Source organism: Trichococcus sp. (assembly GCF_049684335.1).
Classification (GTDB): Bacteria; Bacillota; Bacilli; order Lactobacillales; family Aerococcaceae; genus Trichococcus.
Window position 1 is genome coordinate 23,649 of the sequence record NZ_JBAVFV010000045.1, and the last position, 24,454, is coordinate 48,102.

The 24,454-nt window shown below is 43.0% G+C and carries 30 protein-coding genes; all 30 read right to left on the bottom strand.

What is annotated here, in order from left to right:
- Positions 1 to 14: 14 nt before the first annotated feature.
- The 30 genes from WBM30_RS07940 to flgL all read right to left on the bottom strand — a co-directional run bounded on the left by WBM30_RS07940 (position 15) and on the right by flgL (position 24,454).
- Complete coding sequence (locus WBM30_RS07940) at positions 15 to 797, bottom strand: flagellar hook-basal body protein (RefSeq protein ID WP_424900196.1); 783 nt, start codon at positions 795 to 797, stop codon at positions 15 to 17.
- 20 nt (positions 798 to 817) lie between these two features.
- Positions 818 to 1,576 (bottom strand): flagellar hook-basal body protein, encoded by a 759-nt coding sequence (locus WBM30_RS07945; RefSeq protein ID WP_424900197.1) that lies wholly within the window; start codon positions 1,574 to 1,576, stop codon positions 818 to 820.
- Positions 1,569 to 2,285: a sigma-70 family RNA polymerase sigma factor gene (locus WBM30_RS07950; RefSeq protein WP_424900198.1), complete on the bottom strand. Its 717-nt coding sequence runs from the start codon at positions 2,283 to 2,285 to the stop codon at positions 1,569 to 1,571. Before WBM30_RS07950 ends, WBM30_RS07945 begins: the two co-directional genes overlap by 8 nt.
- 47 nt (positions 2,286 to 2,332) lie before the next feature.
- The gene (gene flhA / locus WBM30_RS07955; protein ID WP_424900199.1) at positions 2,333 to 4,435 is read right to left on the bottom strand and encodes a flagellar biosynthesis protein FlhA; all 2,103 of its coding nucleotides are present in this window, start codon (positions 4,433 to 4,435) and stop codon (positions 2,333 to 2,335) included.
- A 20-nt stretch (positions 4,436 to 4,455) separates the two neighbouring features.
- Entirely contained in the window at positions 4,456 to 5,523 is a 1,068-nt protein-coding gene (flhB, locus tag WBM30_RS07960; RefSeq protein ID WP_424900200.1) for a flagellar biosynthesis protein FlhB, read from the bottom strand.
- A 15-nt stretch (positions 5,524 to 5,538) separates the two neighbouring features.
- Positions 5,539 to 6,294 (bottom strand): flagellar biosynthetic protein FliR, encoded by a 756-nt coding sequence (gene fliR / locus WBM30_RS07965; protein ID WP_424900201.1) that lies wholly within the window; start codon positions 6,292 to 6,294, stop codon positions 5,539 to 5,541.
- Between the two features lie 10 nt (positions 6,295 to 6,304).
- Positions 6,305 to 6,568, bottom strand: a complete 264-nt coding sequence (fliQ, locus tag WBM30_RS07970; RefSeq protein ID WP_424900202.1) for a flagellar biosynthesis protein FliQ — start codon at positions 6,566 to 6,568, stop codon at positions 6,305 to 6,307.
- 10 nt (positions 6,569 to 6,578) lie between these two features.
- Positions 6,579 to 7,313, bottom strand: a complete 735-nt coding sequence (fliP, locus tag WBM30_RS07975) for a flagellar type III secretion system pore protein FliP (protein ID WP_424900203.1) — start codon at positions 7,311 to 7,313, stop codon at positions 6,579 to 6,581.
- Position 7,314: 1 nt separating this feature from the next.
- Positions 7,315 to 7,686, bottom strand: coding sequence for a flagellar biosynthetic protein FliO (locus WBM30_RS07980; RefSeq protein ID WP_424900204.1), 372 nt, complete (start codon positions 7,684 to 7,686; stop codon positions 7,315 to 7,317).
- Between the two features lie 26 nt (positions 7,687 to 7,712).
- Positions 7,713 to 8,186, bottom strand: a complete 474-nt coding sequence (locus tag WBM30_RS07985; protein WP_424900205.1) for a flagellar basal body-associated FliL family protein — start codon at positions 8,184 to 8,186, stop codon at positions 7,713 to 7,715.
- Positions 8,186 to 9,007, bottom strand: a complete 822-nt coding sequence (locus WBM30_RS07990) for a flagellar motor protein MotB (RefSeq protein WP_424900206.1) — start codon at positions 9,005 to 9,007, stop codon at positions 8,186 to 8,188. Before WBM30_RS07990 ends, WBM30_RS07985 begins: the two co-directional genes overlap by 1 nt.
- Positions 9,008 to 9,010: 3 nt before the next feature.
- Positions 9,011 to 9,823 carry a motility protein A gene (locus tag WBM30_RS07995; protein ID WP_424900207.1) on the bottom strand — a complete coding sequence of 271 codons (813 nt, stop codon included), beginning with the start codon at positions 9,821 to 9,823 and terminating at the stop codon, positions 9,011 to 9,013.
- Positions 9,820 to 10,023, bottom strand: a complete 204-nt coding sequence (locus WBM30_RS08000) for a flagellar FlbD family protein (protein ID WP_424900208.1) — start codon at positions 10,021 to 10,023, stop codon at positions 9,820 to 9,822. Before WBM30_RS08000 ends, WBM30_RS07995 begins: the two co-directional genes overlap by 4 nt.
- Positions 10,024 to 10,049: 26 nt before the next feature.
- Positions 10,050 to 10,934: a flagellar hook-basal body complex protein gene (locus WBM30_RS08005; protein WP_424900210.1), complete on the bottom strand. Its 885-nt coding sequence runs from the start codon at positions 10,932 to 10,934 to the stop codon at positions 10,050 to 10,052.
- Between the two features lie 82 nt (positions 10,935 to 11,016).
- On the bottom strand, positions 11,017 to 11,397 hold the full coding sequence (locus tag WBM30_RS08010; RefSeq protein ID WP_424900211.1) for a flagellar biosynthesis protein: 381 nt from the start codon (positions 11,395 to 11,397) through the stop codon (positions 11,017 to 11,019).
- Positions 11,398 to 11,401: 4 nt separating this feature from the next.
- Positions 11,402 to 11,821 carry a flagellar hook assembly protein gene (locus WBM30_RS08015; RefSeq protein WP_424900212.1) on the bottom strand — a complete coding sequence of 140 codons (420 nt, stop codon included), beginning with the start codon at positions 11,819 to 11,821 and terminating at the stop codon, positions 11,402 to 11,404.
- Positions 11,822 to 11,839: 18 nt separating this feature from the next.
- Positions 11,840 to 13,288 carry a hypothetical protein gene (locus tag WBM30_RS08020; protein WP_424900213.1) on the bottom strand — a complete coding sequence of 483 codons (1,449 nt, stop codon included), beginning with the start codon at positions 13,286 to 13,288 and terminating at the stop codon, positions 11,840 to 11,842.
- Between the two features lie 41 nt (positions 13,289 to 13,329).
- Positions 13,330 to 13,764 (bottom strand): flagellar export protein FliJ, encoded by a 435-nt coding sequence (gene fliJ, locus WBM30_RS08025; RefSeq protein ID WP_424900214.1) that lies wholly within the window; start codon positions 13,762 to 13,764, stop codon positions 13,330 to 13,332.
- 22 nt (positions 13,765 to 13,786) lie between these two features.
- Positions 13,787 to 15,097, bottom strand: coding sequence for a flagellar protein export ATPase FliI (gene fliI, locus WBM30_RS08030; RefSeq protein ID WP_424900215.1), 1,311 nt, complete (start codon positions 15,095 to 15,097; stop codon positions 13,787 to 13,789).
- The gene (locus tag WBM30_RS08035) at positions 15,090 to 15,890 is read right to left on the bottom strand and encodes a FliH/SctL family protein (protein ID WP_424900216.1); all 801 of its coding nucleotides are present in this window, start codon (positions 15,888 to 15,890) and stop codon (positions 15,090 to 15,092) included. Before WBM30_RS08035 ends, fliI begins: the two co-directional genes overlap by 8 nt.
- Positions 15,874 to 16,878, bottom strand: a complete 1,005-nt coding sequence (gene fliG / locus WBM30_RS08040; RefSeq protein ID WP_424900217.1) for a flagellar motor switch protein FliG — start codon at positions 16,876 to 16,878, stop codon at positions 15,874 to 15,876. Before fliG ends, WBM30_RS08035 begins: the two co-directional genes overlap by 17 nt.
- An 11-nt stretch (positions 16,879 to 16,889) precedes the next feature.
- Positions 16,890 to 18,455 (bottom strand): flagellar basal-body MS-ring/collar protein FliF, encoded by a 1,566-nt coding sequence (gene fliF / locus WBM30_RS08045; RefSeq protein ID WP_424900218.1) that lies wholly within the window; start codon positions 18,453 to 18,455, stop codon positions 16,890 to 16,892.
- 24 nt (positions 18,456 to 18,479) lie between these two features.
- Positions 18,480 to 18,812, bottom strand: a complete 333-nt coding sequence (gene fliE / locus WBM30_RS08050; protein ID WP_424900219.1) for a flagellar hook-basal body complex protein FliE — start codon at positions 18,810 to 18,812, stop codon at positions 18,480 to 18,482.
- 27 nt (positions 18,813 to 18,839) lie between these two features.
- On the bottom strand, positions 18,840 to 19,274 hold the full coding sequence (flgC, locus tag WBM30_RS08055; protein ID WP_424900220.1) for a flagellar basal body rod protein FlgC: 435 nt from the start codon (positions 19,272 to 19,274) through the stop codon (positions 18,840 to 18,842).
- Positions 19,275 to 19,299: 25 nt separating this feature from the next.
- A complete protein-coding gene (gene flgB / locus WBM30_RS08060; protein ID WP_424900221.1) occupies positions 19,300 to 19,680 on the bottom strand; it encodes a flagellar basal body rod protein FlgB in 381 nt (126 codons plus the stop codon).
- 501 nt (positions 19,681 to 20,181) lie between these two features.
- Positions 20,182 to 20,544 (bottom strand): flagellar export chaperone FliS, encoded by a 363-nt coding sequence (gene fliS / locus WBM30_RS08065; RefSeq protein ID WP_424900222.1) that lies wholly within the window; start codon positions 20,542 to 20,544, stop codon positions 20,182 to 20,184.
- 13 nt (positions 20,545 to 20,557) lie between these two features.
- Positions 20,558 to 20,911, bottom strand: coding sequence for a hypothetical protein (locus WBM30_RS08070; RefSeq protein ID WP_424900223.1), 354 nt, complete (start codon positions 20,909 to 20,911; stop codon positions 20,558 to 20,560).
- A gap of 31 nt (positions 20,912 to 20,942) precedes the next feature.
- Positions 20,943 to 22,418 (bottom strand): flagellar filament capping protein FliD, encoded by a 1,476-nt coding sequence (fliD, locus tag WBM30_RS08075; protein ID WP_424900224.1) that lies wholly within the window; start codon positions 22,416 to 22,418, stop codon positions 20,943 to 20,945.
- A gap of 136 nt (positions 22,419 to 22,554) precedes the next feature.
- Entirely contained in the window at positions 22,555 to 23,373 is an 819-nt protein-coding gene (locus WBM30_RS08080) for a flagellin (protein WP_424900225.1), read from the bottom strand.
- 121 nt (positions 23,374 to 23,494) lie between these two features.
- Complete coding sequence (flgL, locus tag WBM30_RS08085) at positions 23,495 to 24,454, bottom strand: flagellar hook-associated protein FlgL (RefSeq protein ID WP_424900226.1); 960 nt, start codon at positions 24,452 to 24,454, stop codon at positions 23,495 to 23,497.

The following is a 24,454-nucleotide window of genomic DNA, read 5'->3' on the forward strand; positions in this document are numbered from 1 at the left end:
TTCACGCTGCTGTATTATCTCTTGAATCCGTTTATGACACCCATAATCTCATCTGAAGTTTGCGCTGCTTTCAAATTCATTGAATAAGCGCGTTGGGTCACGATCATATCGGTGAATGCAGATGCCAAATCCACATTCGAAGTTTCCAAAAAGTGTTGCTGAATGCCTCCCAGTGGGAAACCGTCTGCCGAGGAGTACATACGCGTTCCCTCCGCCACTGCATATTGGTTTTCTCCAGCTGGGACAAGGGCATCAGCAGAAGCAGGATAAAATAGCGGAATCCTTCCTGCCAATGTCGCAGCGCCTTTGCTTCCTACCCAGATTTCGCCATTGTCCGAAATCGATAGGCTCGCACCGGAAAGGTCTAGCGTTGGCAATAAATTTTGCTCGATTGCGAGGGTATTCCCCGCTGAGTTGGTCACCATGCCATCCGGTCCCACTTGGAATGCGCCATCCCGCGTATAAAAAACATTCCCATTCTCATCATTGACTCTGAAGAAGCCCTCTCCGGAAATCGCCAATTGGAAATCCCCAGCACTTTCGACCAGTCCCCCCTGGGAAAGATCCATCCCGGAAACATTGCTTGTTACACCAGTGGAAATCGTTAATTCCCCGAGTCCCTCAGAAAATAACAAGTTTTGATTTTCTGTTTGATTGTTGACTAGCAGTTCCTGGAAATTCACATTCTTTGCTTTATAGGAATTTGTATTAACATTCGCAATATTATTCGCAATATTATCCATCCCTGTCTGGAATGCTTTCATGGCAGTTTTGGATATATTAATCGGTAGACTCATCGTTATCTGACTCCTTCTTCCTACACTTTTCCGATTTCATTGACTGCCTTGCTTAACGTTTCATCTGAAGCATGCAGTATTTTTTGATTCGCTTCGAACTCTCTTGTCAGCTGCATCATTTGGACCATATGATCTGTCATGTCAACATTGGAAGTTTCCAAATATTTTTGAAGGACGAGCGTGTCATCGTCCGTTGTCATCCCTGCCTGATAAGAAAATAACGTATCCCCAATCGATTGAAGGTTTTCAGCTTCCACATTATCCGTCAACAAAAAACGGACGCCGGTAGCGTTGACGTTTCCTGTCTGGTCGACAGTAAAGGGCACACTGCCTGCTGGAATGGTAGATATTTGCCCAGATTGGTTTCTGCCGAGCACTAAATAGCCTTCTTGAGTAGTCAAATTCCCCGTTGCATCAATCGAAAAGTTGCCGTTTCTTGTAACAGCTTGTTCACCGTTTGGCATCTGAACTGTAAAAAAAGCATCTCCCATCAGCGCAAAATCATTGGTTGAATTCGTGCCCTTAAGACCGCCTTGGGTCAGATTACGGTAAGCTGTATCGATCTGATTTCCGAAATTCAGTCCATCAATCGGATTCTGCTGGTTAAGCATCGGACCGTTCAAATTATTCCCGAATTGAAAGGTCTCAGTTGTACTTTGGATAAGCTCTTGATATTTGTACCCGCTAGTATTCACATTAGCGATATTTGTGCTCAGGTTTTCTTGCTTTTTCTGCAATAAATTAAACTGGTGGCTCACTGTGTCCAAACTTCTAATCAAGCTCTTCTCTCCTCATTTCTTCTTTCAATTTCAATATCATTTTCCCATGGATCTGTGAAACTCTGGGGACGGAAACTTCCAGTATGAACGCAATTTCCTTAAGCGGTAATTTTTCCACATAATACAGTTGTAGAATCAATTGCTCGCGTTCCTTCAATCGACCGATTGCGCCTTTCAATGCTTCCATCTGCTCGTTCTTCAGTAGCTCTTCTTCAACGGAAATGGCATGCTTATCGACGATCATATCTCCCAATTCTACCCCATTGCCTTCATCATTAAAGATCATTTTTTCCAATGACTGTGTAGCCAGATAAGACGCTGTATCATATACCTGGCCTAATTGTTTGGCAGTAACCTGCAGTTCTTGGCATATTTCCTCTTCAGAAGGCACTCTTTTCAGGCTGTGCTGAAGGGACTCCACTGCAAGCCGGTATTCCTTTAATTTATTCATTCCTGTGCGAGAAACAGGACCATTACGACGGATTTCATCGATTATAGACCCTTTAATACGAATAAATGCATAATTTTCAAAAGGCACTTTCTTTTCTTCATCGTATTTATCGATGGCATCCATAAGGCCAATGACGCCGATATTCACCAAATCACTTTTCTCGTAATCAGAATTACCCAATCCAATATGTCGGACCACTTTTTCGACCAGAGGCACGTACTTCAATATGAGTGCTTCTCTGTCCTCTATATTTTGCATATCCTGCTCCCATCTTCAAGTGATTGAAAATTCATTTTTTTACCTAACTATCTTGAAGGATCAAAAGTAATGTCTTCGACTGTGCCGACTGATTCGATCGCAATTTCGTTCGGAACTTCATTCAAAGATAATACAGCTATTTCCGGAAAATTAAATGTCAACAGATTCTTCAAAGAGGGTCTTATTTTTGGAGACACCAGCAGGACATGCGGTCTTCCCTCAGCTTCCAGATGGTTATGGATTTTCTTTATGCTGTCGAATAATTTTGTGACATTATTTCCTTGAATCAGTGGAATCGATCCCGATGAAGATTTTTGGATATTTTTACCGAGCATTTCCTCAGTGTTTGGATGGATCGTAACGACATTCAGCACTGCATTCTCATCCAAATAATTTTTTACGATGGTTTGCTTCAGTGCTTGACGGACATATTCTGTCAATAGTTCAATATCCTTTATTGTGGTGCCATAGTCAGCCAACGTTTCCAATACCGTCACCATGTCGGTGATCGGTATATTTTCCTTCAGTAGATTCTGAAGCACTTTTTGCACTTCGCCCAACCTAAGGATATCCGGTATCAACTCATCAATGACAACGTTATGCGTTTCTTTCAGCGTTTCCAATAGTTGCTTCACTTCTTGCCTGCCGAGCAGTTCCTGACTATGCTGAAAAATGGTTTCTTTAAGATGTGTAACGAACACAGTGAGGGGATCTACGACGGTATACTCTTGCAAATCTGCCATTTCCCGATCATTCTCAGTTATCCACATGGCATCCAGCCCAAACGAGGGCTCTTTCGTTGCGATGCCATTGAAAGCAAACTCCGTATCTCCAGGGGACAATATCAGGAAGCGATCCATGTATAATTCTCCTTGTGCGTATACATTCCCTTTTATTTTGATCACATATTGATTCATGCCAAGCTGCAGATTATCTTTGATGCGAATAGGCTTCAAAAGTATGCCTATTTCCGTGGCACACTGTTTTCGGATGCTATGTATTTGGTTCATCAGATTATCGTCTTTCGTTTCATCAGCTATTGCGATCAGACCGTAGCCGATTTCAATGGATATTGGATCCACTTGATGGGCAGTAACCGTCTCTTCATTAGATTGATTTTGAAGAATCCGCTCTCCTGCCAGCATGCGTTGTTCTTCGGTTATTTTTTCAAATTGTGCTTTCTTCTCATTTTGCTGAATAAGATAGCTCGACCCTCCCAATAGTATCGCCATCATTGTAAAGGTGAATGTCGGAAAACCTGGCAATATCGCAAAAAGAAGTAAAATAGCAGAAACCAGATAGAGTACCTTTGAACTGGACATCAATTCCGGTATCAGTGATGTCCCGAATGTTTTTGCATTTCCGGATCTTGTAACCAAAATCCCTGAACCGATTGAAATCAATAAGGAAGGTATCTGACTGACTAATCCATCACCGATTGTCAATCTCCCAAATTTATTCATCGCTTCCATGATGGGCATGCCTTGTTGAAGTGAATAAATGAGCGTTCCGCCGATCAAGTTGATGAACGTAATAATTATGCCAGCGGTAGCATCGCCCTTTACAAACTTACTTGCACCATCCATCGCCCCAAAAAATTGTGTTTCCCGTTCTAAATCGTTGCGTCGCTGTTTCGCTTGCTGTTCATTGATCAGACCGGAATTCAAATCTGAATCGATCGACATTTGCTTTCCGGGCATCGCATCCAACGTGAAACGTGCGGATACTTCCGATACCCGACTCGCACCATTCGTCACGACGATCATTTGAATGATGAAAATGATGATAAAAATGACGGCACCGACTATGATATTATTTCCGGCAACCAAATTCGCAAATGTGTCAATAACCTTACCAGCAGCACCTTCAGTCAGAACCAACCGCGTTGAAGAAATATTCAACCCCAACCTGAACATGGTTGTCAGCAAAAGGAGCGTGGGAAAGGTTGAGAATTCCAGGACATTTTTAGTGAATAACGTCAACAACAGAATCGTCATGGATAAGGCTAGATTCACAATCAACAACAAATCGAGAAGTGGTGCAGGTAATGGAATAATGATCATTGCCAAAATGAGGACGACAAACGTTGCAATCCCTACATCCATAAACGCTGAAGCATTCCCATTTTTTTTGGTTAGTTGTGCAGCCATTACATCACTCTTTCTCTCACTTATATTTTCCTCTTATTGCTTTCATTGATCTGATAGATCAACGCAATCATCTCAGCTATCGCTTCATAAAAATCCAATGGTATCGGTTGGCCGACTTCAACCGATCGGTACATGGCGCGTGCCACTGGTTTATTCTCCATAATCGGAATATTATTTTTTGAAGCTGCTTCCCTGATTTTTTCTGCCACATAGTCAGCCCCTTTAGCGACGACTATGGGTACTGGATCGCGATTTTTATCATAACGCACAGCAATAGCCAAGTGCGTTGGGTTTGTGATGATGACAGTCGCAGACTCCACATCCTTCAGCATTTGTTTACTGAATTGTTTATATTTTTGACGTCTTAATGATTTTATGTGCGGATCTCCTTCTGATTCTTTGTACTCATCCTTCATTTCTTGTTTGGTCATATTCAGATTCTTTTTGTAGTCATATTTTTGATAGATGAAATCTACCATCCCCAAAAGAAACAACAAGATGGCCAGATTCGTACTGATATCTTTGACAAGTTCCAGAATCAAAAAAAAGAGTTTTTCGGTTCCCACTGCGGAAGCGTTGATGATGTAGTAACCCGATTTTTCGAACGATATATAACTGACGTATGCAATCAGAATCATCTTGAGAATATTTTTGATCAAACTGAATAGAGCTTTTTTACTGAACATATTTTTAAGACCACTCATTGGGTTCAGTCTGCTCATTTTAAATTTCAAGGATTCTGCTGAGAACAATAATCCTGTTTGGATGATATTTGCGATCAAAGCCCCAATAAAAGCAATCCCTAAGAAAGGTCCTGCTAAGATGAATATGGATAAAATAGCCTTCATCCCAATATCATTGAGATTATTTTCAAGGCCACCCACATCATAATCAACTGCCAATTCTCTCTTCAGATAAACATACCCATATTGAAGGGCGTGCGTGGATAGCGCTATTGCAAACATCATGAACATGATATACGTAAAGGCAGAATTGAATTCTTGACTCTTGGCTATCTCTCCACGTTTTCGGGCATCCTTCAGCTTTTTGGGGGTGGGTTTTTCAGTCTTTCCATCTTTCTCGCTCACATGTTCACCTCTTCATCAGCTTAGTGACTGGATAAATTCAGTCATGTATTTTACCATCAATGGCAGCATCTCTGTCATGCTGTCCATTAAATTAGGCAACAGAACCAGCATAAGTGACATACTGACCAAAATCTTTAAAGGCATACTAAGCATCAACACATTTATCTGAGGCACAGTCCGCGAGAGTACTCCCAAAACGACTTCCGTCAACAAGGCCGCAATTACGATAGGCGCTGAAAGATTCAACGCTATCTCAAACATCATCGCGAACAGAGTGACAATCCCTTTCACTCCAAAATCTCCTACAGAAAACTCCTCTATGGGGAAAACTGTGAATCCGGATATCAAGGCCCTCAAGACATGATGGTGCATATCCGTAAAAAAGAAGATGGACAGCGCCATCCAATAATATATTTTCCCGAAATAAGAAGCTTGGAACCCTAAAGCAGGATCAAAGACGGCAGACATCGAAAAACCGACCTGGAAATCGGCAAAATTCCCGGCTATCTCAACCGCATAAAAGAAGAGGTTTGTGATATAGCCTAGCGCCAGGCCGACCAGCGATTCCTTCAGCGCGAAAAGCGCCAGTTGCACCAAGCCTAGCTCGGACTCCATGGCGGGTATCATGGCGTAAACCGGTAAACTCAAGCCCAAAGAAATGGCAATTTTCACAACAGTTGGTACACCTTTGAATGAAAATCCCTTACTTATAAAAACGAAAGAACCTATCCGCATAAAGATCAATATGAGTTTCTGTAATATAATCAGCATCCTTTACCCATCACAATCCGGCGATCAACTCGAATATTTTTTCTGTATATGCGATCAATGCATTCAGCATAAAATTGCCGAACACAACCAAGGCTCCGATTACGGCCAATATTTTTGGCACAAAACTCAATGTCTGTTCCTGCAGCTGTGTTGCTGCTTGAATAACACTGATGATCAATCCTACCACCAATGCGATGGCCAGCGTTGGTCCGGCAACTATCAGAATGGTCATGAATCCTTCTCTCAAAACATCTAAAACTTTTTCTATCGACATTCATGCACCCCTATTGAAAACCTAATACCAGCGACTCAACGACCAAATACCACCCATCCACCAAAACAAACAGAAGTAACTTAAACGGTAACGAAATCATTACCGGCGACAACATGAACATCCCCATGGACATCAAAATACTTGCAACCACGATGTCTATCACCAAAAATGGAATGAAAATCAAAAAACCGATCGTAAAAGCTGTCCGTAACTCACTGATCGCAAAAGCAGGAATTAGACTGAGTAAACTAACATCTCCGGTGTTGGTTGGCATGTCATCCCCTTGCAAATCCAAAAAGAGGGTAAGATCCTTCTCCCTCGTCTGTTTTAACATAAAGTCTCTGATCGGATCCTCTGCTATGTAAAAAAACTCTTCAATCCCAATTGTATTTTCCATCAACGGCACCACTGCCTCATTGTAAATCTCCGTATAAGCTGGCCTCATGATAAAAAATGTCAAAAAGGCTGCCAAGCCAATCAAAACAGTGTTTGGCGGATTCTGTTGTGTTCCTAATGAACTTCTCAAAAAAGAAAAGACAATGATGATTCGCGTAAAACATGAAGTCAATATCAAAAATGCCGGTATGACACTCAAAAGACCTATCAATACATACATTTTTACAGCATCTGATGTCCCACCCAGAGCATTTTGAACCGTATCAACGATTTCCGCAGCATAAACTTTTTGAGGAAATGTCAAAAAAAACAATCCAACGCTGCTTGTGACAATCCCTTTTTTCACCATCCTATTTTCTCATCCCTCTTCGTGAAATTCTGCCACTCTCATCGACATCATCCAAAACCACTGGGTTGGCCGGACGGAATTTTTTATGCTGCGCGATGTCCAAAACAGCTTTTTCTGCCTTTATGTCTTCAATGCTCAATTCCTTCAATATCTCATTCTTTGTATCTGTACAGCTCATCAAAAAGTAGGATTCCGAGACTTTAACGATACAAAGCGACGATGTGCGGTTCAATGGAACACGCTCTATCATGGTGATGTATTTGCCGTTCTTGTTGACGAATCGATCCAATAATTTCAACAGATAATTTATTGCAAAAATCACAAAAATCAACACGATAAAACTTTTTCCGATATATAACATTTCATTTCCCATTTCCTTGACGCACACCTTCCACTTCGCTATTGCATGACGATATTTGTAATGTATAAATCACTTGCGACTTCCGAACCCAAACTTTGATTGATTTTCGAAATGATTTCCTGCTTGATGACCAGAACCCCCTCCGATTCATCAAAAATGTTGGCAGCAGATTTATTTCTGAGCACACTGATGATTGCATCGCGCACAATTGCCGCCTTTTCAGTCAGAATTGTTCCGTTCTCTTCACCAGTTGTTTCTACTGACATTTCAATTTTCAAAAAATCATTCAGACTGCCATCATTGGATTTTAAATTTACAAGAAATTCTTCTTGGGGAATCAGTATGCTCTCTACTTCTTTTTTATTGAAGCTAGTGATCCATTCTTTTCCTAGCCCAGTGGTTATCAAAGAACCGATCGTTCCGCCACCGATCATTAAAATCACTAAAGTTACAGCTATCAGAATAAGCCGTGGAACGCTCTGCTTCCTAGGCAACTGTGCTTCTTTTTCCATTATTCTGCTCCCTCCGGTTCATAAACCAACACAATATTGACTCTTCGATTTTCAGCACGCTGTTCAGCTGTGTCATTTGGAACAAGCGGATTGTATTCTCCATAGCCGACAGCGGATAAACGTGTGGGGTCGATATTTCGCTGTTCAGTCAAGTGTCTGAGAACGGCGATGGCTCTACCAGCCGATAATTCCCAGTTACTCTCAAATTTTGGATCGTAGTGGGGAACGTTGTCTGTATGCCCTTCAATCACGACCTTATTTTCAAAACTACCGATTAATTCTGCTACTTTTTGTAAAGCCGCTGTTCCACTTTCGGTTATAACCGCGCTGCCCGGATGAAATAAAATTGCTTCCTTCACAGTCATGTAGACACCATCTGCATCCATGCTCATACTGATTTCTTCGGACAAACCATTCTTTTCGACAAAATCTAAGACTTCTTGATACATTTTGATGACTTCTGGATCCAGTGCAATCATCGCTTGACCATTTGACGCAAGCAAGTCATCTTGAGTGGCCTCTGCTTTTGCCGATTGAATAGCTGCTGCCTCTATTTCCGATAAGGTGCTGGAATCGCCATTTTTGGCATTCTCATTTCGCTCAGGAACCCATTGTCCTCCAGTCAATATACTTTTTTGACCAGATCCTACAAACGAATTTTGCAGGGAATCTGCTGCTTGGGTGAACTTGTCATTGCTGACACTGGACATCGAGTAGAGCAAGATGAAGAAAGTCAGTAAAAGCGTCATCAAATCCGAAAATGTTGTCATCCATTCGGGAGACCCACCTGATTCAGGACTTCGTTTCCGCCTTTTACTCATATGTTAATTTACCTCGCTTTGAACGGCAGAAGCGTTCGTATTCATATTTTTCTTTTTATTTTTTACAGGATTGTTATCCAAGTATCCATTCAATTTCTGTTCAATTGTTCTAGGATTTTGCCCTGCTTGGATAGACAGGACTCCTTCAACAATCATGTCGCAAACTTCCAACTCGGCTTCGGTCTGCATTTTAAGATTCGTCGCTATCGGAATAAACAATAGATTAGCAAAAAAACTTCCATAAAAGGTCGTAATCAAGGCCACTGCCATCCCGCTCCCGATTGTGCTGGGATCATTTAATTGGCTTAACATATTGATCAAACCGATCAATGTTCCGATCATGCCAAACGCAGGAGCCAACTCTCCCCACTTGATAAAAATGGCTTGCCCGACTCCATGTCTTGATTCCATATTTGCAATTTGTATTTCCAGAATACTTTTGATGTCAGTAGGATCCATCCCATCCACTGCCATTTGAAGCCCATCTCGTAAGATCAGATTGTCAATTTTGCTGATTTCTTGTTCTAAAGTCAAAATCCCTTTGCTTCGGGATAACCGAGAAAGTTCTGCGAACTTTTGAATCAGCTCATTTTTATCCTCACTAGGTGTACTGATTACTTTCTTGAAAATAATTGGAATGTTTTTTATATCAGAAAACGGGAAGCTGATGAGCAAGGCACAGAACGAGCCCACTAATGTAATAATTAAAGACGGTACATCGATAAACCCACCCATGCTTCCGCCCTGATTAATGGACCAGATGATTAAAGCTACTCCAATGACTAGAGCCAATGGTGGGATCGGATTCTTTTTCATTTTCCAACCTCCGGTAAAGCAAGATAAATTTTCCTTTTATAATCCACAATTCTTTCTACGATTTGGTTTGCCGGTTCACTCACACGAATGTGCTGACCATCCGTCAAAGTTATTATCGTGTCATAGGCTTCGTCGATACGGTAAATCAGGTCACAATTCAAAAAAAAAGCCTCTCCTGAAACACTGGTTAAAGCTATCATGGACTCTCCTCATCTCTGCTTGAAATTTAGCGTTTCAATGACAACAACTCTTCCAACATCGAGTCAGAAGTAGTTATGCTTCTCGAGTTTGCTTGGTAGGCTCTGTTGGCAATGATCATTTCGGTGAACTCATTCGCCAGATCGACGTTTGACATTTCCAAAAAGCCTGATCGGATGACGCCATAACCATCCTCTGCTGGAAAACCTAGTTCTGGAGCGCCAGAGTTGGCTGATTCAACATACAGATTGCCTCCGGATTTTTCCAATCCAGCTGCATTAGAGAACTTAGCTAATGCGACTTGTCCAATCACATAGGATTCTCCATTCCCATAATTTCCGGTGATGACACCTTTACTGTCAACGGAATGACTCTTCAAACCGAACACGTTGGTTGCTCCATCCGGGATACTGTCTGCTGCCGTAAGCGTTCCATCAGCATTGACCTGGATATAGGCAGGTACACTCAATTTTTCCAACGTCTCAGTTCCATCTGCTTCAGTGTTATTGACACCCATCACACTGTACCCAGCACTCGTCACCAAATTATTCTCAGCATCAAGATAAAAACCGCCATCCCGGGTATAGTAATTATTGACACCACCATCTCCACTCACAACGAAAAAAGAGCTGTCGCCATTCTCTATCCCAAAATCCAGTTCCCTTCCCGTCGCTTGTAAAGATCCTCCATTCATAATAGTGTCGATGGCACTAGTTTGGACACCGAGTCCAACTTGCTTCGCATTTATGCCTTCTTGGGAACTCGACATTGATTGGCTGATCATATCTTCAAAACGTACCCTTCCGCTTTTGAATCCAGTTGTGTTTACGTTAGCTATATTATTTGAGATTACATCCATCTTTGTTTGTAAGTTTTTCATGCCTGTAACGCCAGAGTATAATGATTTTAACATTTGATTTCCTCCTAGTAGTTAACATCGTGATCCTATCTGTCATTCAAGGATCTTACGGCTTCCTTATCGGTCCGGCCGTCTTTTAATCTTTAATGAACTTGGTACTGTCGATATTCATCACTGTGTCCAACTCATTTTGATTCAATGCGGTGATGATCGTGCGATTGTCGATGCTTGCAATCAAGGCCATATCTTTATAAAACAATAATGAGTTTTTTGAACCTTTATCCTCCAGCTCATCCATCGCTTGGCTCAGGTTACTCATGTCTTCACCCGCCAATGAAAATCCTCTTTGGTCCAGACGTTTTTGAGCATGGTTGGATATCTTCAGCTCTTTGTCATCTATACTTGGGCTCAGCGACTCTTGCATGATTGTTTGAAACTCTCTTGAAACTTGTTGCTTCTTGTTATGCTGTCGGAGTGGCTCAACCCTCTTGATATCGGAATTCGCTCTTATATCCATCCGGTTACTCTCCAATCGACTGTATGTCATTCAAATAGTAGTCCTTTCCTCCGATCACAAGCGTTGCAAATCCATTTGAAAATTTCACCTTGTCCACTACTCCTGTGACGATGCTTGCTTCCCCAGTCACAGTAACGTTTTTCCCGACCATCGCTAACGCCTGTTGTTGTTGTGTCATCAGCATGGTTGTGTTCAATGATTCTGTCATATCCTTCAACTGTTCCATCGTACTGAATTGGATCATTTGAGCCATGTAATCTGTGGAGCCGCCACTGCTTCCTCCTTCTTCTGACATTGCGGGCATTTTTATGGCTGCAGCCATGATCTGTAAAAAATCGTCCATGGAAAGATCAGAATTGCTTTGGCTTTTATTGCTCACCAGCTGTTCTGTTGATCCGATCGTAAAATTTGGTGTGATATCCACTTTCTGTTCACCTCCTCTTTATGCCAATAAACTCAGCCCTCTTGAAGACTGCTTCGTCATTGGTTGTTCTTTTGTTTCTGTCTTTTCTTTTGCTGTTCTTTTTCTGGATTCTTGCCGTTCCATTTTTCGTTGGCCTGGATCAGCTCCTTCCGAAAAGGAAAAGGCCAAACTCGGGTCTGCAACAACCGTAAGTATTATCTTACCTTGAGAAACGCTATGTTTGAACGGCTCCATCAATAGCGGCAGTTGATCCTCCAATAGTCCCTTCGTTTCTACATCCTTGACCTGCAGGACGGCAGTGATGGTGTCTTTGGTTTTGATCAGCTGCAAATGGATATCCCCGATATTATCCGGGGTAAGAAGAATTTTCACGACTGTATTGCCCAACACCGGCGTTTTTTCTATCTGCATTTCGATTGTCTTTTGTATGTCCTCGATATGAGATGCAATCACTTTTGAAGACTTTTGCCCAAATACATTCTCTGTGGTTAGTTCACGGGTAATTGGTCCTTGATTTAAAGGTGATTTATTTTCATTAGTATCCAGTGCCTTTGCGGCTTCTTCCGGTTGGCCTATTTTTTCTTTTTCATCAGCAATCGGTTGCGGAATAGTTGTTTCCCTAGTTTGCAGTTCGATGGACTGTTCAATGAGCTTACCTTCCGGATCAGCATCAACTGTTGATGCTCTGTCCGGAAAGTTCGTTAAGAATTCACCAGGCGGGCTGCTTTCCTGTAAAGGAAAGGCATGGTCCCTTTGCCTCATTTTATGTTCCCAAGGCATTGTGGCAGTATCTTTCAACAGATCATTTACTTGTACGGGAGAAACAGGTTCCAAGCTATTCTCCGATTTCTGTTCTAGGGGGATTTCAGATCCGGCCGAAGAAAAATCAACTTGTTGTCTCCTCGCATCACCATTGTCCAGATAGCGCTCTTTTTCTCCGGATTCGCTTATCCCAATGCTCTCTGGAATGGATGCTAGCTCGTCCGTTTGCGATCCGCTTGCGCTGGTGATTCTAGTGGCTTCCGAAAGAGGCAAATGTTCACTGTGTGCCTTAGCTTCAAACTCTTCAGGTCGTGCAGGCGTTTGTACTGTGGGAACAGCGTTGTCAAGTTTAGCTGTTATCACTTGCTGTTTCTCTGCCACGTTGACAAGCCATGCTTCCGTCTCATCTGCTTTTTCATCTGTCGGAACATTCCTGACGGATACCGTAGCTTTCCCATCCTGAAGGATTCTGTAGGGGTATAGATTCAAATAGCCCTGTTCTGTTGCTTCCTGATCAGCGCGCTCTTCCGGATCCTTTGTTTCCGGGGAAACAGTTGGCTCTTCTTGCATGCTAGTCGCTGATTCGTTGCCTCTAATCAGTACTGATAAAACACCGTCAAAAATTAAACCGTCTGCTTTTGTGGCAGATGATTGAGCCGGATTGAGAAATTGCGCTGAAATTGCGGATGATGCACCAGTAATCAATTTTTCACCTCCTTTCGATACCCACCCTATACTATATCGACTTAAAAGTAGCTTTTTTTATACTGCAGGGTAGCGATTTCGTCAAGCTCCTTTTGTTCTTCACTTTTTACTCGCGCAAGCACCTGCACACTTTCGCGTTCTTTTAATTTTTCCATTATTTTGCGGTCTTTGTGCGCTTGTAGCAATGCTTCTTGAAGCTGATCCATGTCACTTTGCGCTTGATCAATAGCATTTTTTTGAATGACTATTTTTTCGTCAATCAGACCTTTGAGGTGATGGTTATATCTTAAAGTGTGTATCTCCGTCAACTTCATTTGTTCGTGTTTCAATTTCGTGTTTTCATTAACCAGATGCCTGAGTTGTTGTTGCTGCTGTTGCATCTGATTTTGGGCATGGAGAACGGATTTCCTTGCGTTCTCTTCTTCAGTGATTCGCCACTCCAGAATTTTTTCCATTGAGAACTGATGTCTTTTCACCTATATCACCTTGTTTTTCTGATCATTTGAACAAATTTTGTAAAGTAGTCACAATCTCATCATGAGAATGCGGTTCATCCACACGCTGTCTCAAAAAATTTTTGATGACGGGCGCAAGCGAAATAGCCCGATCAATTTCAGGGCTACTCCCTTTCCGATAGGCACCTACGTCGATCAAGTCTTTCGCTTCTGCGTAAATGGCCATATTCTCTTTCAGCATTCCGGCCGCACGGCTATGGGATTCCGGAACAATATCTTTCATCAAACGACTCACACTATTTTGGACATCGATTGCCGGATATTGATTTTCTGCGGCAATTTTCCTCGAAAGGATGATGTGGCCGTCCAAAATCCCTCGAACCGCATCTGCAATGGGCTCGTTCATGTCATCCCCTTCAACCAATACTGTGTAAAAGGCAGTAATCGAGCCATGCTCGGACATGCCGCTTCGCTCCAATAACTTTGGAAGCACGGTGAACACGGAAGGTGTATACCCTTTTGATGTCGGTGGTTCCCCTGTAGCCAATCCGATTTCCCTTTGTGCCATGGCGACACGCGTCACGGAGTCCATCATCAAAATAACTTTTTTCCCTTGATCCCTGTAGTACTCTGCTATCGCTGTGGCAACATACGCACCCTTTAACCGGACCAACGGTGGAGAATCTGAAGTAGCGCAGACGACCACCGATTTACGGTAGCCTTCTTCACCCAAATCCTTTTCGATGAATTCCAACACTTCACGTCCACGCTCTCCGATGAGGCCAATCACAATGACATCCGCTTCGCAGTATCGTGCAATCATCCCTAAAAGGGTACTTTTCCCGACCCCACTACCCGCAAAAATACCAACCCGCTGTCCTTCGCCGATTGTAAGCAGCCCATCGATTGCTTTGATTCCGGTAGGTATGACCTGCTCTATTCTATTGCGCCTGAATGGATCTGGTGCGCTTCTGTTCACTTTGAACGGAACACCATTCAGTTGTTTCGTTTGATCCATCGGTCTTCCCAAACCATCCAGTGTGGTGCCCAACAGTTCATCACTGACTTCAATTTGAAGTGTCTTTCCGGTTGGACGAACCAAACAGCCCGGTCCTATTCCATCGATTTCATCAAGTGGCATCAGTAATACGGTTGCATCCACAAAGCCGACCACTTCACTCAAGACTGTGGTCCCGGTCGATCTGATCTGAATCTCGCAAACTTCACCAATAAAAGCTTCCAGACCCTCTACTCTGATGATCAGTCCAGTGACTTGACTCACCTTGCCCATCTTTAGATAGAATTTTTTCTTTCTGATTTGTTTATGGTACGTTTCAAAAGGAATTTCAAACATGGCTAGTATCTCCCAGAACATTCAAATCTGCGACAATCGCAGCCAGTTGTTTTTTAATCTGCAAGTCGATGATGGATCGACTGCATTCAATGATGCAGCCATTCTTTTCCAATGAGTCATCGCTCAACACGACATAACGCGCAGTAAATTCATCCGTTTCGTGTTCAGTTACTTTTAATTTGACCATTCCAGTATCTTCCGGACGCACCGTAATCGTAATGAATGGCTCGTTCTTTTCCATTCTTTTTAAAATCGGATCAAGCAGAAGCATGATTGTTTCATCCGCTCTGTCAATCGAATGGTGCACGATTTGTTCTGCCATCTGCGCAGCCAGTTCGATAATCGCCTCTTTATTTTCTTTGTAATAGGCCGATACAAGTGTATCGGTCTCTTTCAATTGATTCAGCAGGCTTACGCGGATTTTGGAAACTGTCGCCAATCCCTCTTGCCGCCCTTTTTCATACCCTGCCTGAAAGCCTTCTTGCATGCCCATTTCTTTCCCTTGCAGCAGTCCTTCTTCGTTTGCTTTGTGCTTGATGAGGTCTGCCTTTTCAACGGCTTTGGCAATGATGCTTTGTCGTTCTTCCTGGGCTTCCAGCAGCAACTGTCCAATCTGCTCCGTTTGAGCGGCGAATGGGTTAACGGCATCGGCTTGTCGGTTTTCATTCGTCCCTTTTTTGTTGGCGGACAGCAATGCCGCTTTTTGACTCAAGGATAATTTTGTATCGATATCTGATGTCGTATCATCCGATTTCCATTGGTGCGACTTAATGATGTTATGAGATGATGGCATCTTGTTCACCTCTTCTTAAGTATATCTCGCCAACTTCATCCAATCGTCTAATGACTGAGACAACCTTCTGTTGCGCTTCTTCTACAGCAGATAAGCGCGCCGGCCCCATAAACTGCAGCTCTTCCTGCAGCGTTTCGACTGCACGACTGGACAGATTTTGGAAAATAAATTGCTTGATGTCTTCAGATACGCCTTTGAGAGCCAGAGCCAATTGGTCATTGTCCACTTCACGCAGAACTTTTTGGACATCTCCACGTTCCAAGCCGACAATATCTTCGAACGTAAATAGATTGGCTTTGACTTCATTAGCCAGTTCCGGTTGTTTCTCCTCCAGCATCGAGATGATATTCTTTTCCGTGCTCCGTCCAACCGAGTTGAGGATTTCAACCAGCGTATGGACGCCACCCACTGATTCTGTTTCATTATCCACAAAGCTCGAGAATTTTGTCTCAATCACTTTTTCAATTTTTTCTATTACTGCAGGCGTTGTGCGCGTAATCGTGCCGATTCTTTCCGCAATCTCTGCTTGTTTTTCTATAGAAAACTGGGACAGAATCATCGCCGCTTTATCCGGCTGCATGTAACAAAGGATCAAGGCTACTGTCTGGGGCTGCTCATGCAGGAGCAAATTCGTCAACTGCTGCGGATCAGCTTTTCTTGCTATATCAAAAGGACGTTCCCGTAATTGGATCTGATTCAGCATATCAATGACTTCTTTTGCTCGCTGCGCACCCAATGCCATGTTCAACAAATTACGGGCATATTCTACCCCGCCATCTAGGACATATTCTCTCGCTTGAGCCATTTCCAAAAACTCTGTAGCGATTTCGTCTACTTCATCTGGATTGACATAATCAATGTTTGCTATCTCATAGCTTATTTTTTGAATATAACTTTCAGGCAGTTGCCGCATTATTTCTGCAGAGGTTTCTGTTCCTAATGAGATAAGCAAAATTGCTGCCTTCTTGATTCCAGCTACATCGCTCACTTATATAACACCTACTTATCTTTCATCCATATTTTTATCATATCCGCGACCATTTGCGGATTCTCTTTCGCATAAACCTTCACCTTTGCATCCCGCTGGAACTTCGGATTTTGAGTGAAATCAAACAAATCATCCTCTTGATTGTTCACAGAAGGCGGTTGAGGGATACTTTTTTCTTCAACAGCGCGCTTTGCATTAGTCATTTCCTCATCAAAAGCGCGGTATTTCTTTTCCTTGCTGTTGCGGAAAATGAAAACGATCAGAGCCAGGATCAACAGCACACCTATGCCCGCCGCAATATACAAACCATATTCTTTTAGGTAATAGGCAAATCCCGTCTTATTTTCAACGATTACTTCTGCTGCATCTTCCGATGTGACAAATGGTATGCCTTCGATTTCAACACGATCATTCCGTCCTGCATCAAACCCGATTGTTGCTTTTGTTATATTGTCCAGTTGAATCTGTTGTTCAGTAGTCAAGATGCCGTTGTATATCACCGTTACGGTTAATCTGGTTATCGTTCCCGGAGCACTTACTCTGACGGAAGTAGTCGAATCCAATTCATTATTGATAGTCTGTTCGTAGGATGACTGTCCTCCGTCTTCTCCCGAGATGACAGAGTTTATCGTGTTATCATTTGCGGTCTCACCTGCCGCTTCATTCACATCAATAGTCCCTCCGGTAGCTGCAACATTCTGGCTTCGAATCGCAGCATCTCCATAATCGACAACTTCTTGTTCCAGAGAATCAAAATCCATCTCGGCATTCAAAGCAATGGAAAGATTATCCATTCCATAAATTGGAGAGAGTGCGGTCAGTAATTTCTGTTGCAATTGTTGCTCGTAATTAGTGACGATCGCATTGTATCGGGTCACCAACTCAGGAGAGTAATCATCCGAACCTGCCATCGCCGCATCACCTAGGATATTCCCACTTTTGTCGACGATTTTTATGTTGTTGGTCGGTAAATTTTCTACTGCACCAGATACCAACGAGACTACCCCTTGAATAGTGGCAGAAGACAGCTGTTGATTTCCCTTCGTCGCGATCACAACGGATGCACTGGCTTCCGGTTGTTCCGTCCCAAATACGCTTCCTTCCGGAATGGATAAGATGACTTTGGCTGACTCGACGGATTGCAGAGAAGTGATTGCACGTTCCAATTCCCCTGTCACCGCCCGTTGGTACATGATGTTGCGGTCCTCATCCGTCGCCATCATGCTCGTCTCATCAAAAATTTCGAAACCTGTCGATGTCTCCGGCATCATCCCATCGACAGCCAATTGAATCCGATATTTATCAAGTTGTGTGTCATCAATCAGAATCGTTCTCCCGTTATCCTCAAGCTTATAAGAGATTGCTTTTGCTTCCAGATCATTGACGATCAAGCCTGCATCCGCTTCTTCCAAACCGGAAAATAAAGTTGTGTATTCCACGCGTTGGGAATAATAAGAGAGTCCTGAAACAAGAAGAAAGATTGAAAGGAGCGCTGTAATCAGCCCTGCTTTCTTTGGAGTGCTGAGACCAAGCCATCCTTCTCGAATCGCCTCCATTGTGCTCTTCAATTGATTCATGTTGCTTATTCCCCTTGCCTATCATTAAAATTGCATATTTTTGATTTCATTGAAAGCTTCCAAACTTTTATTTCTGACCTGGACTGCTAGATCAAGAGCCAACTGCGCTTCAGTAGCCTTTATCATGACATCATGCAGGTTTTCACTGTCCCCCATGATCAGACTTTGCGTTGCCGCATCGGAGGCATTCTGTGTTTCATTCAGCATCGTCATTGATTTACCGAGAAGATTATCAAACGATGCTGCAGTGCTCTGGTCCTGAATGTCAGTCTTTCCACTTAATGAGCTGATTTCAGATGCGAGCGTGCTGCTGGTGAGATTGCTGCCTAAATTATATACTGGTAAACTGATAGCCATGTGACACTCCATTCACTCATTTATTGATCAATCTGCTGAAATTTGCAACGCTCGCTTCAGCATATCTTTACTTGCTTCCAATGCAGTAGCGTTCGCTTCGTAAGTGCGCATCGTCAGCATCATGTCCACCATCTCGTCTGCCATATTCACATTCGGTTTGGTGACGTAACCATTTTCATCTGCATCTATATGCGTCGGGTCATATTCCCGCACGACTGCCGTTTCATCCGATTCGATCGCAGTCGGACGCACGCCGAAGCTCTTTTCGGTCGAACCATTCAATCCGGGAGTCGTTGTCCTTTTCATGCTCTCCTCAAAAGAAACCGTCTTCTTCAAATACGGACCGCCTTCTTCCGTTCGGGTTGTATTTACATTCGCAATATTCGTGGAAATGACATCCAACTTCAACCGTTCCAAACTAAGGCCGCTTGAGTTGATGTGCAGAGAATCAAAAATGGACATTCGTTCTTTTAACCCCTTTCATTTATCAGCTGGATATTGCAGTCTTGAGAAGGCCCAACTTTGCATTCATTTGCGTGACAAGTGCGTTGTAGTACAAACTGTTTTGAGCTTGATTCGCCATCTCCATATCAATGTCCACATTGTTTCCGTTCTCTTTAACAGCAGTATCCGCTCTTTTTGTCACCACCGGATCAATTTGGGTCAAATCGTCGAAGCCAATATGCATTGCGTTCGTTTGTCCCATCATCAAACTATTGTTTGATTGACTTAAAAGCGATTCAAATTGCACCTGCCCCACTTTATAATTGTCTGTATTAACATTCGAGATGTTACTCGAAATAATCTCTTGCCGCATAGAGGATGCATTCAATGCATTTCTAAGCAAGTTATAATTTATGTCATTCATTCATTATCCCCGCTCTACGTACTGATTTGTTCACACTTTCATCAACCTTATATATTATACACCACTTTACAAATATTTAAACATCGTAATTTTATTCAATCCATGGTTCGTAAACATTTAGGATAGCCAGCGGTTTAATCCTATTCTCGATGGAAAGTACGAAAGTATAAAAAAATAATTCCTAATATTTTCCGAAGGACCAGTGGGCATGCGAAGAGAGCCCCAATCTGACATGATTAAGTCACCACAACACAATCACATCAGATTGGGGTTCTCTCTATCGATACACTACATGAAAAAAGTGTGGAATTCAACTCAAAAATGACGGTTTCAAATATAGATTGTTTGTTAATTAAATTATAAAGAAGAAAAATACAATCCTATCCAATTAGTCGTATAGTACTATGGGGACAAGAAGGTGGGACCAGCTTATCACCCATGCCGGGCGCACCCAAAAAAATAGAGCATGCACGAGGCATCCTCTATTACAATCATTTTTAATTAAACTTCAACCCACGATACTCTCAAATCCTGCATGATGCCGCAACATTTTTTCACTTGCTCCGCATCTTTGTCGATGTTCGCTTTTATCAGTGCTGCATGGAGATGGCCATAAATCGTATCAAGTTCTTCAGCGATTGCTGCACCGTCTTCAAAATTCAATGTTCCCTTGAGTTCCATAACGATGTTCTGGGCCTTGATCAGATTAATATGTGCATCTTCCATTTTCTTGTCCAGGATCGCTCGTTCCGCCAGATTCATGAATTTGATGCAGCCATCATAAAGCAGGATGATCAATTTCTTTGGCGTTGCAGTCATGACTTGGTTTTGCAGATAAACATTCTGCTTATTTCTGTTATACATTTTTTTCTCCCATTCACATGCCTCTATCAACAAAAACCGGCGTTTTTTTTATGTTTATATAGCTTTCGATGATGCGGCTTTTTTGATTCACTTTTTTTGCTTTTTGAAGCAGTTCTTCCTTGCTGTTCCTTAAAGTATACATGACTAATTTCTGTTTTTGAATAACCTTGACGAGTATTTCATTTTCCGGTTTGGAAAGCGGACTTATGTCTTCAAAGCTATCCAATATTTGCAGAGAAGCGATATGTGCTTTATTTTTTTCGATCACTTTGATTCCGTGTGTCGCTGTGCCGTCCCATGAATCAAATAATTGCTTCATTTCAAGTAAAACATCCAATCTTTGCTTAGCGAAATCTGCGTTCTGCATCTTTCACAACACCTTCTTTCCTCCGTGATCATTAGTCATTGGAACTCGTCAACTGGCTAGACAGATAGGACATCTGTGACTCGGCTTGCATCATCGCCGTGTCTAACGCCGTAAAGGTCTTGACGTAGCGCGCTCGCTGCGCTTCCATCCGTACATTGAATGCTTCTATTTTCTTGGCGATGTTATCCATCGCTTTATCGTAAGTCTTATTTTTGGCAGTGATCATGCCATCTTTGGAATCCACAAAGCTGTTTACGACAGTCTGCAGCTTTTCGGCCAGGCCGACTTTTTTCTTTTCGGTGGTCCCGTCAACCGTGATGCTTCTGCTGAAGAAGCCGGCGACCCGATCAGGTTCCTTTGTGATGACTTCCTTCAATTTAGTTTCGTCGATGCTGGCTTTGCCATAGCGGTCGATCGATATGCCGAGCGAACCTATAAAATCGTATTTCTGTGTTTCATTGGTGTCGGAAGGATTTGTTTTTTGGATTGCCACCCCGCCGGTCAGCATTTGTCTCAGGCTGGATTGCAGACGCATTAAGGTGCTGTCGCCGCTAAGGGCGCCGGCCACATTGGTCTCGGACGAGGGATTGCCGACCGACAATTTTTCCGTGACGAAACTTACAGTGGAATTGTACTGCTCGACAAAATCCTTCACAACCTTCAAGGTGTTGTCTGTGTCATCCGCAACCGATACGGATACTGAAGAGCCCGCTGTGGTCCCTTTCAGATTGAGCGTCATGCCTTCGATCGAGTCGGTGATGGTATTGGTATTCCGTTCCAACGTAATCATGTTGTTAACGATAATTTTGGCTGTGTTTCCTGTTGCTAATGTGGCTTTAGCCGCTCCGGTCGCGGCAGGGTTTAAGGCCAGTTTATCAGCCAAATCGGTTGTACTTGTCGCCGAAATCGTGCGATCGCCCATCTGCGCATCGGTAAGCGACAAGCGTCCATCGATGATGGTAGCGGAAATACCACTGTCTTTTGTTTGGGCGTTTATTTTGGTGATGACGTCCTTTAAGCTATCCGTATTGGCAATGGTGAGATCCACTTGCTTCAGTGTTTTCGGGTCGCTTGAGCCTATTTCGTTCGTATCCTGACTCGACAGTTTGAACGTACCTTCGAAACCTAAAGCTGTAGTGGTTGTTTGTCCAGTCGTCAGTATTTGTCCGGAAGTCAATCGAGATGCGGTTGCCAACCTCTCGACCGTGATTTCATACTGGCCGGAGACGGCATTGGTTCCCGCACTGACCGCGAGTTTTGTTTCATCGGAACTCGTTGTTTTTTTTGAAAAGAAGCTCTTTGGATCCATCAAGGTATCCATTTTCGTGTTGAGATTGGTCAATCGAGTTTGGATATCAAACCAGGCTGTTTTTTCTTTGGTTAGGGATTCTTTTTGGTTATTGTATTGGGTCAATTTGCCGGACTGCGCGGCAATCAAGGAATCGATTGATTCGGAAGTGATCCCTGAATAGGACCCCAAAAAATTGATATTGCTGGATACGCTCATTATTTCACTCCGTTCTGTACTGAGAGTATGGTCTAATTAGTGAAGCTGTCCGGTGCCGCTTAACGACATGATAGTATTTTTTATCCCATAAAGCAATCAAAGGCCAGCCACATGGCCGGCCTTTGATTGGAATTTATTATTGTAACAAAGAAAGTACAGATTGTGGCATTTGGTTCGCTTGTGCCAACATAGAAGTTGCAGCTTGCGCCAAGATGTTTGACTTCGTGAATGAAGTCATTTCTTCAGCCATATCAACATCCGTGATGCGTGAGTTCGCTTCAGACAAGTTTTCTTTTGTTGTGGAAATGTTATTGATTGTGTGGTCCAAGCGGTTTTGTTGAGCGCCGAATGTAGCACGCGCATCGGATACCTTTTGAATAGCAACGTCCAGTGCGTCTAATGAAGTGTTAGCTGCTGCTGCAGTCGTTACATCTACTGTAGCTGAAGTTAAAGCCGCAGAGTCAAAATCAGTACCCAAATCCAACGTAAGCGCTGCATCGGCTTTATTGGCCCCGATTTGGATATTGACATCACCCGCTGTTCCGTCTAGAAGTGCTTTACCGTTGAATTTAGTGTCTGTAGAAATGCGATCAATTTCTGCATTCAATGTATCAATTTCAGTCTTGATGGCTGTTCTATCTTCAGTCGAATTGGTATCATTCGCTGCTTGTACAGTAAGATCGCGCATACGGTTCAGGATGCTATGTGTTTCACTCAAACCACCTTCGGCTGTTTGGATCAAGGAAATGCCGTCCTGGGCGTTGCGGCTTGCTTGCGTCAATCCGCTCACCTGGTTTTTCATTTTTTCAGAAATTGCAAGCCCGGCTGCGTCGTCCCCGGCTTTATTAATACGTAAGCCTGAAGATAATTTTGCTAATGAGCCCGCTTTAGAAGCGTTTGCCGACTTCAAGTTTGAATATGTATTCATTGCTGCTGTATTTGTTCCGATTCTCATGTGTATTTCCTCCTAGTGTATGTTCGTTTTGTTAAGGCCTTGCCTATATCTATATAATCGGAGCGGGTCTGAAATAGTTAAGCATTATTTTGCTAAATTTCAAAAAAAAAAAAAAGACTATCTAAAGATAGTCTAAAATATTGGTTTGAAGAATTTTGGTGCCCATGGACAGAGCCGCTTGGAATGCCTGCTTTTCCATCGTAAATTCCATATATTTCTCGGCCAAATCCACATCTTGCTTATTAGAACGTATCGACTTGAGATTGATATTTTCGGAAGTGTTCCGCTCTTGGGCAGATTTCAGCCGGTTGGAGATGGCGCCGATTTCGGTCCGCATATTGACGACATTTTCAGTCTCCGCGTTGGATCGCACCAACAATTTTCCTGAGAGGGCTTCTGTATCATTCGCATCCAGAGCTTTCAGTGCATCCGCAAGAAACGTGCCAAGATCATCTTTTTCTGCAGGTGTGCCCCGATCATTCATCAGCTGTCTGCCATCCGTCTTCAGCGAGACATCCACGCCTGTCGCGATTGTGCGGGATAAGTCGGCTTTTACTGGGATGACGTTTCCGTCTGCATCCATCTCGTCCTGCGTTCCTTGATAAAGGATACCGGTCATTTCGCCAGCAGCATCCCGGCTGATTTCGAATGGTTTCGTAGTTGTGTTCATACCGGAGAAGACATACTTGCCGCCGAAATTAGTGTTCAGCGAGTCGACCATTGTGCTGATTTCGGTTTCCATTTCGGCTTTGATAGCCTGGCGGTCCGAATCCGACATCGTTCCAGTGGAAGCCGACTGGATCAGCGTCGTGATCCGTCTCAGTGAATTGGTTGCATTTTCCAACGCGGAATCCTGCATGTTGGTCCAGTCGGTAGTGTCCGCAATCGTTACGGAAAACTCCTCATTCTGGATCAAGCTGTTGTTTAAATTCATGATCTGCGAAGCTCTAAGAGGATCGTCGGATGGTTTGCTGATTTCCTTCATCGAAGACAATTGGTTGTTGTATTTTTCCAACTTGCCTTGGCTTCGGTTAATGCTTTGGATCATGTTCGTTGAAGTTATTCTATCTGTAATGCGCAT

Excerpts from the sequence above, each read along its gene's own strand:
- WBM30_RS07950 (WP_424900198.1), bottom strand. The coding sequence starts at position 2,285 with ATGCAAAATATAGAGGACAGAGAAGCACTCATATTGAAGTACGTGCCT.
- WBM30_RS07940 (WP_424900196.1), bottom strand. The coding sequence starts at position 797 with ATGAGTCTACCGATTAATATATCCAAAACTGCCATGAAAGCATTCCAG.
- WBM30_RS08005 (WP_424900210.1), bottom strand. The coding sequence starts at position 10,934 with ATGTTAAAATCATTATACTCTGGCGTTACAGGCATGAAAAACTTACAA.
- WBM30_RS07990 (WP_424900206.1), bottom strand. The coding sequence starts at position 9,007 with ATGAGTAAAAGGCGGAAACGAAGTCCTGAATCAGGTGGGTCTCCCGAA.
- WBM30_RS07980 (WP_424900204.1), bottom strand. The coding sequence starts at position 7,686 with ATGGGAAATGAAATGTTATATATCGGAAAAAGTTTTATCGTGTTGATT.
- WBM30_RS08080 (WP_424900225.1), bottom strand. The coding sequence starts at position 23,373 with ATGAGAATCGGAACAAATACAGCAGCAATGAATACATATTCAAACTTG.
- fliD (WP_424900224.1), bottom strand. The coding sequence starts at position 22,418 with ATGAGCGTATCCAGCAATATCAATTTTTTGGGGTCCTATTCAGGGATC.
- fliP (WP_424900203.1), bottom strand. The coding sequence starts at position 7,313 with ATGGTGAAAAAAGGGATTGTCACAAGCAGCGTTGGATTGTTTTTTTTG.
- fliQ (WP_424900202.1), bottom strand. The coding sequence starts at position 6,568 with ATGTCGATAGAAAAAGTTTTAGATGTTTTGAGAGAAGGATTCATGACC.
- flgB (WP_424900221.1), bottom strand. The coding sequence starts at position 19,680 with ATGAATGACATAAATTATAACTTGCTTAGAAATGCATTGAATGCATCC.
- fliF (WP_424900218.1), bottom strand. The coding sequence starts at position 18,455 with ATGAATCAATTGAAGAGCACAATGGAGGCGATTCGAGAAGGATGGCTT.
- WBM30_RS07995 (WP_424900207.1), bottom strand. The coding sequence starts at position 9,823 with ATGAAAAAGAATCCGATCCCACCATTGGCTCTAGTCATTGGAGTAGCT.
- fliS (WP_424900222.1), bottom strand. The coding sequence starts at position 20,544 with ATGTATAACAGAAATAAGCAGAATGTTTATCTGCAAAACCAAGTCATG.
- WBM30_RS08070 (WP_424900223.1), bottom strand. The coding sequence starts at position 20,911 with ATGCAGAACGCAGATTTCGCTAAGCAAAGATTGGATGTTTTACTTGAA.
- WBM30_RS07985 (WP_424900205.1), bottom strand. The coding sequence starts at position 8,186 with ATGGAAAAAGAAGCACAGTTGCCTAGGAAGCAGAGCGTTCCACGGCTT.
- WBM30_RS08000 (WP_424900208.1), bottom strand. The coding sequence starts at position 10,023 with ATGATAGCTTTAACCAGTGTTTCAGGAGAGGCTTTTTTTTTGAATTGT.
- WBM30_RS08010 (WP_424900211.1), bottom strand. The coding sequence starts at position 11,397 with ATGGATATAAGAGCGAATTCCGATATCAAGAGGGTTGAGCCACTCCGA.
- flhA (WP_424900199.1), bottom strand. The coding sequence starts at position 4,435 with ATGGCTGCACAACTAACCAAAAAAAATGGGAATGCTTCAGCGTTTATG.
- WBM30_RS08035 (WP_424900216.1), bottom strand. The coding sequence starts at position 15,890 with ATGCCATCATCTCATAACATCATTAAGTCGCACCAATGGAAATCGGAT.
- fliR (WP_424900201.1), bottom strand. The coding sequence starts at position 6,294 with ATGCTGATTATATTACAGAAACTCATATTGATCTTTATGCGGATAGGT.
- flgL (WP_424900226.1), bottom strand. The coding sequence starts at position 24,454 with ATGCGCATTACAGATAGAATAACTTCAACGAACATGATCCAAAGCATT.
- fliI (WP_424900215.1), bottom strand. The coding sequence starts at position 15,097 with ATGTTTGAAATTCCTTTTGAAACGTACCATAAACAAATCAGAAAGAAA.
- flgC (WP_424900220.1), bottom strand. The coding sequence starts at position 19,274 with ATGTCCATTTTTGATTCTCTGCACATCAACTCAAGCGGCCTTAGTTTG.
- fliE (WP_424900219.1), bottom strand. The coding sequence starts at position 18,812 with ATGGCTATCAGTTTACCAGTATATAATTTAGGCAGCAATCTCACCAGC.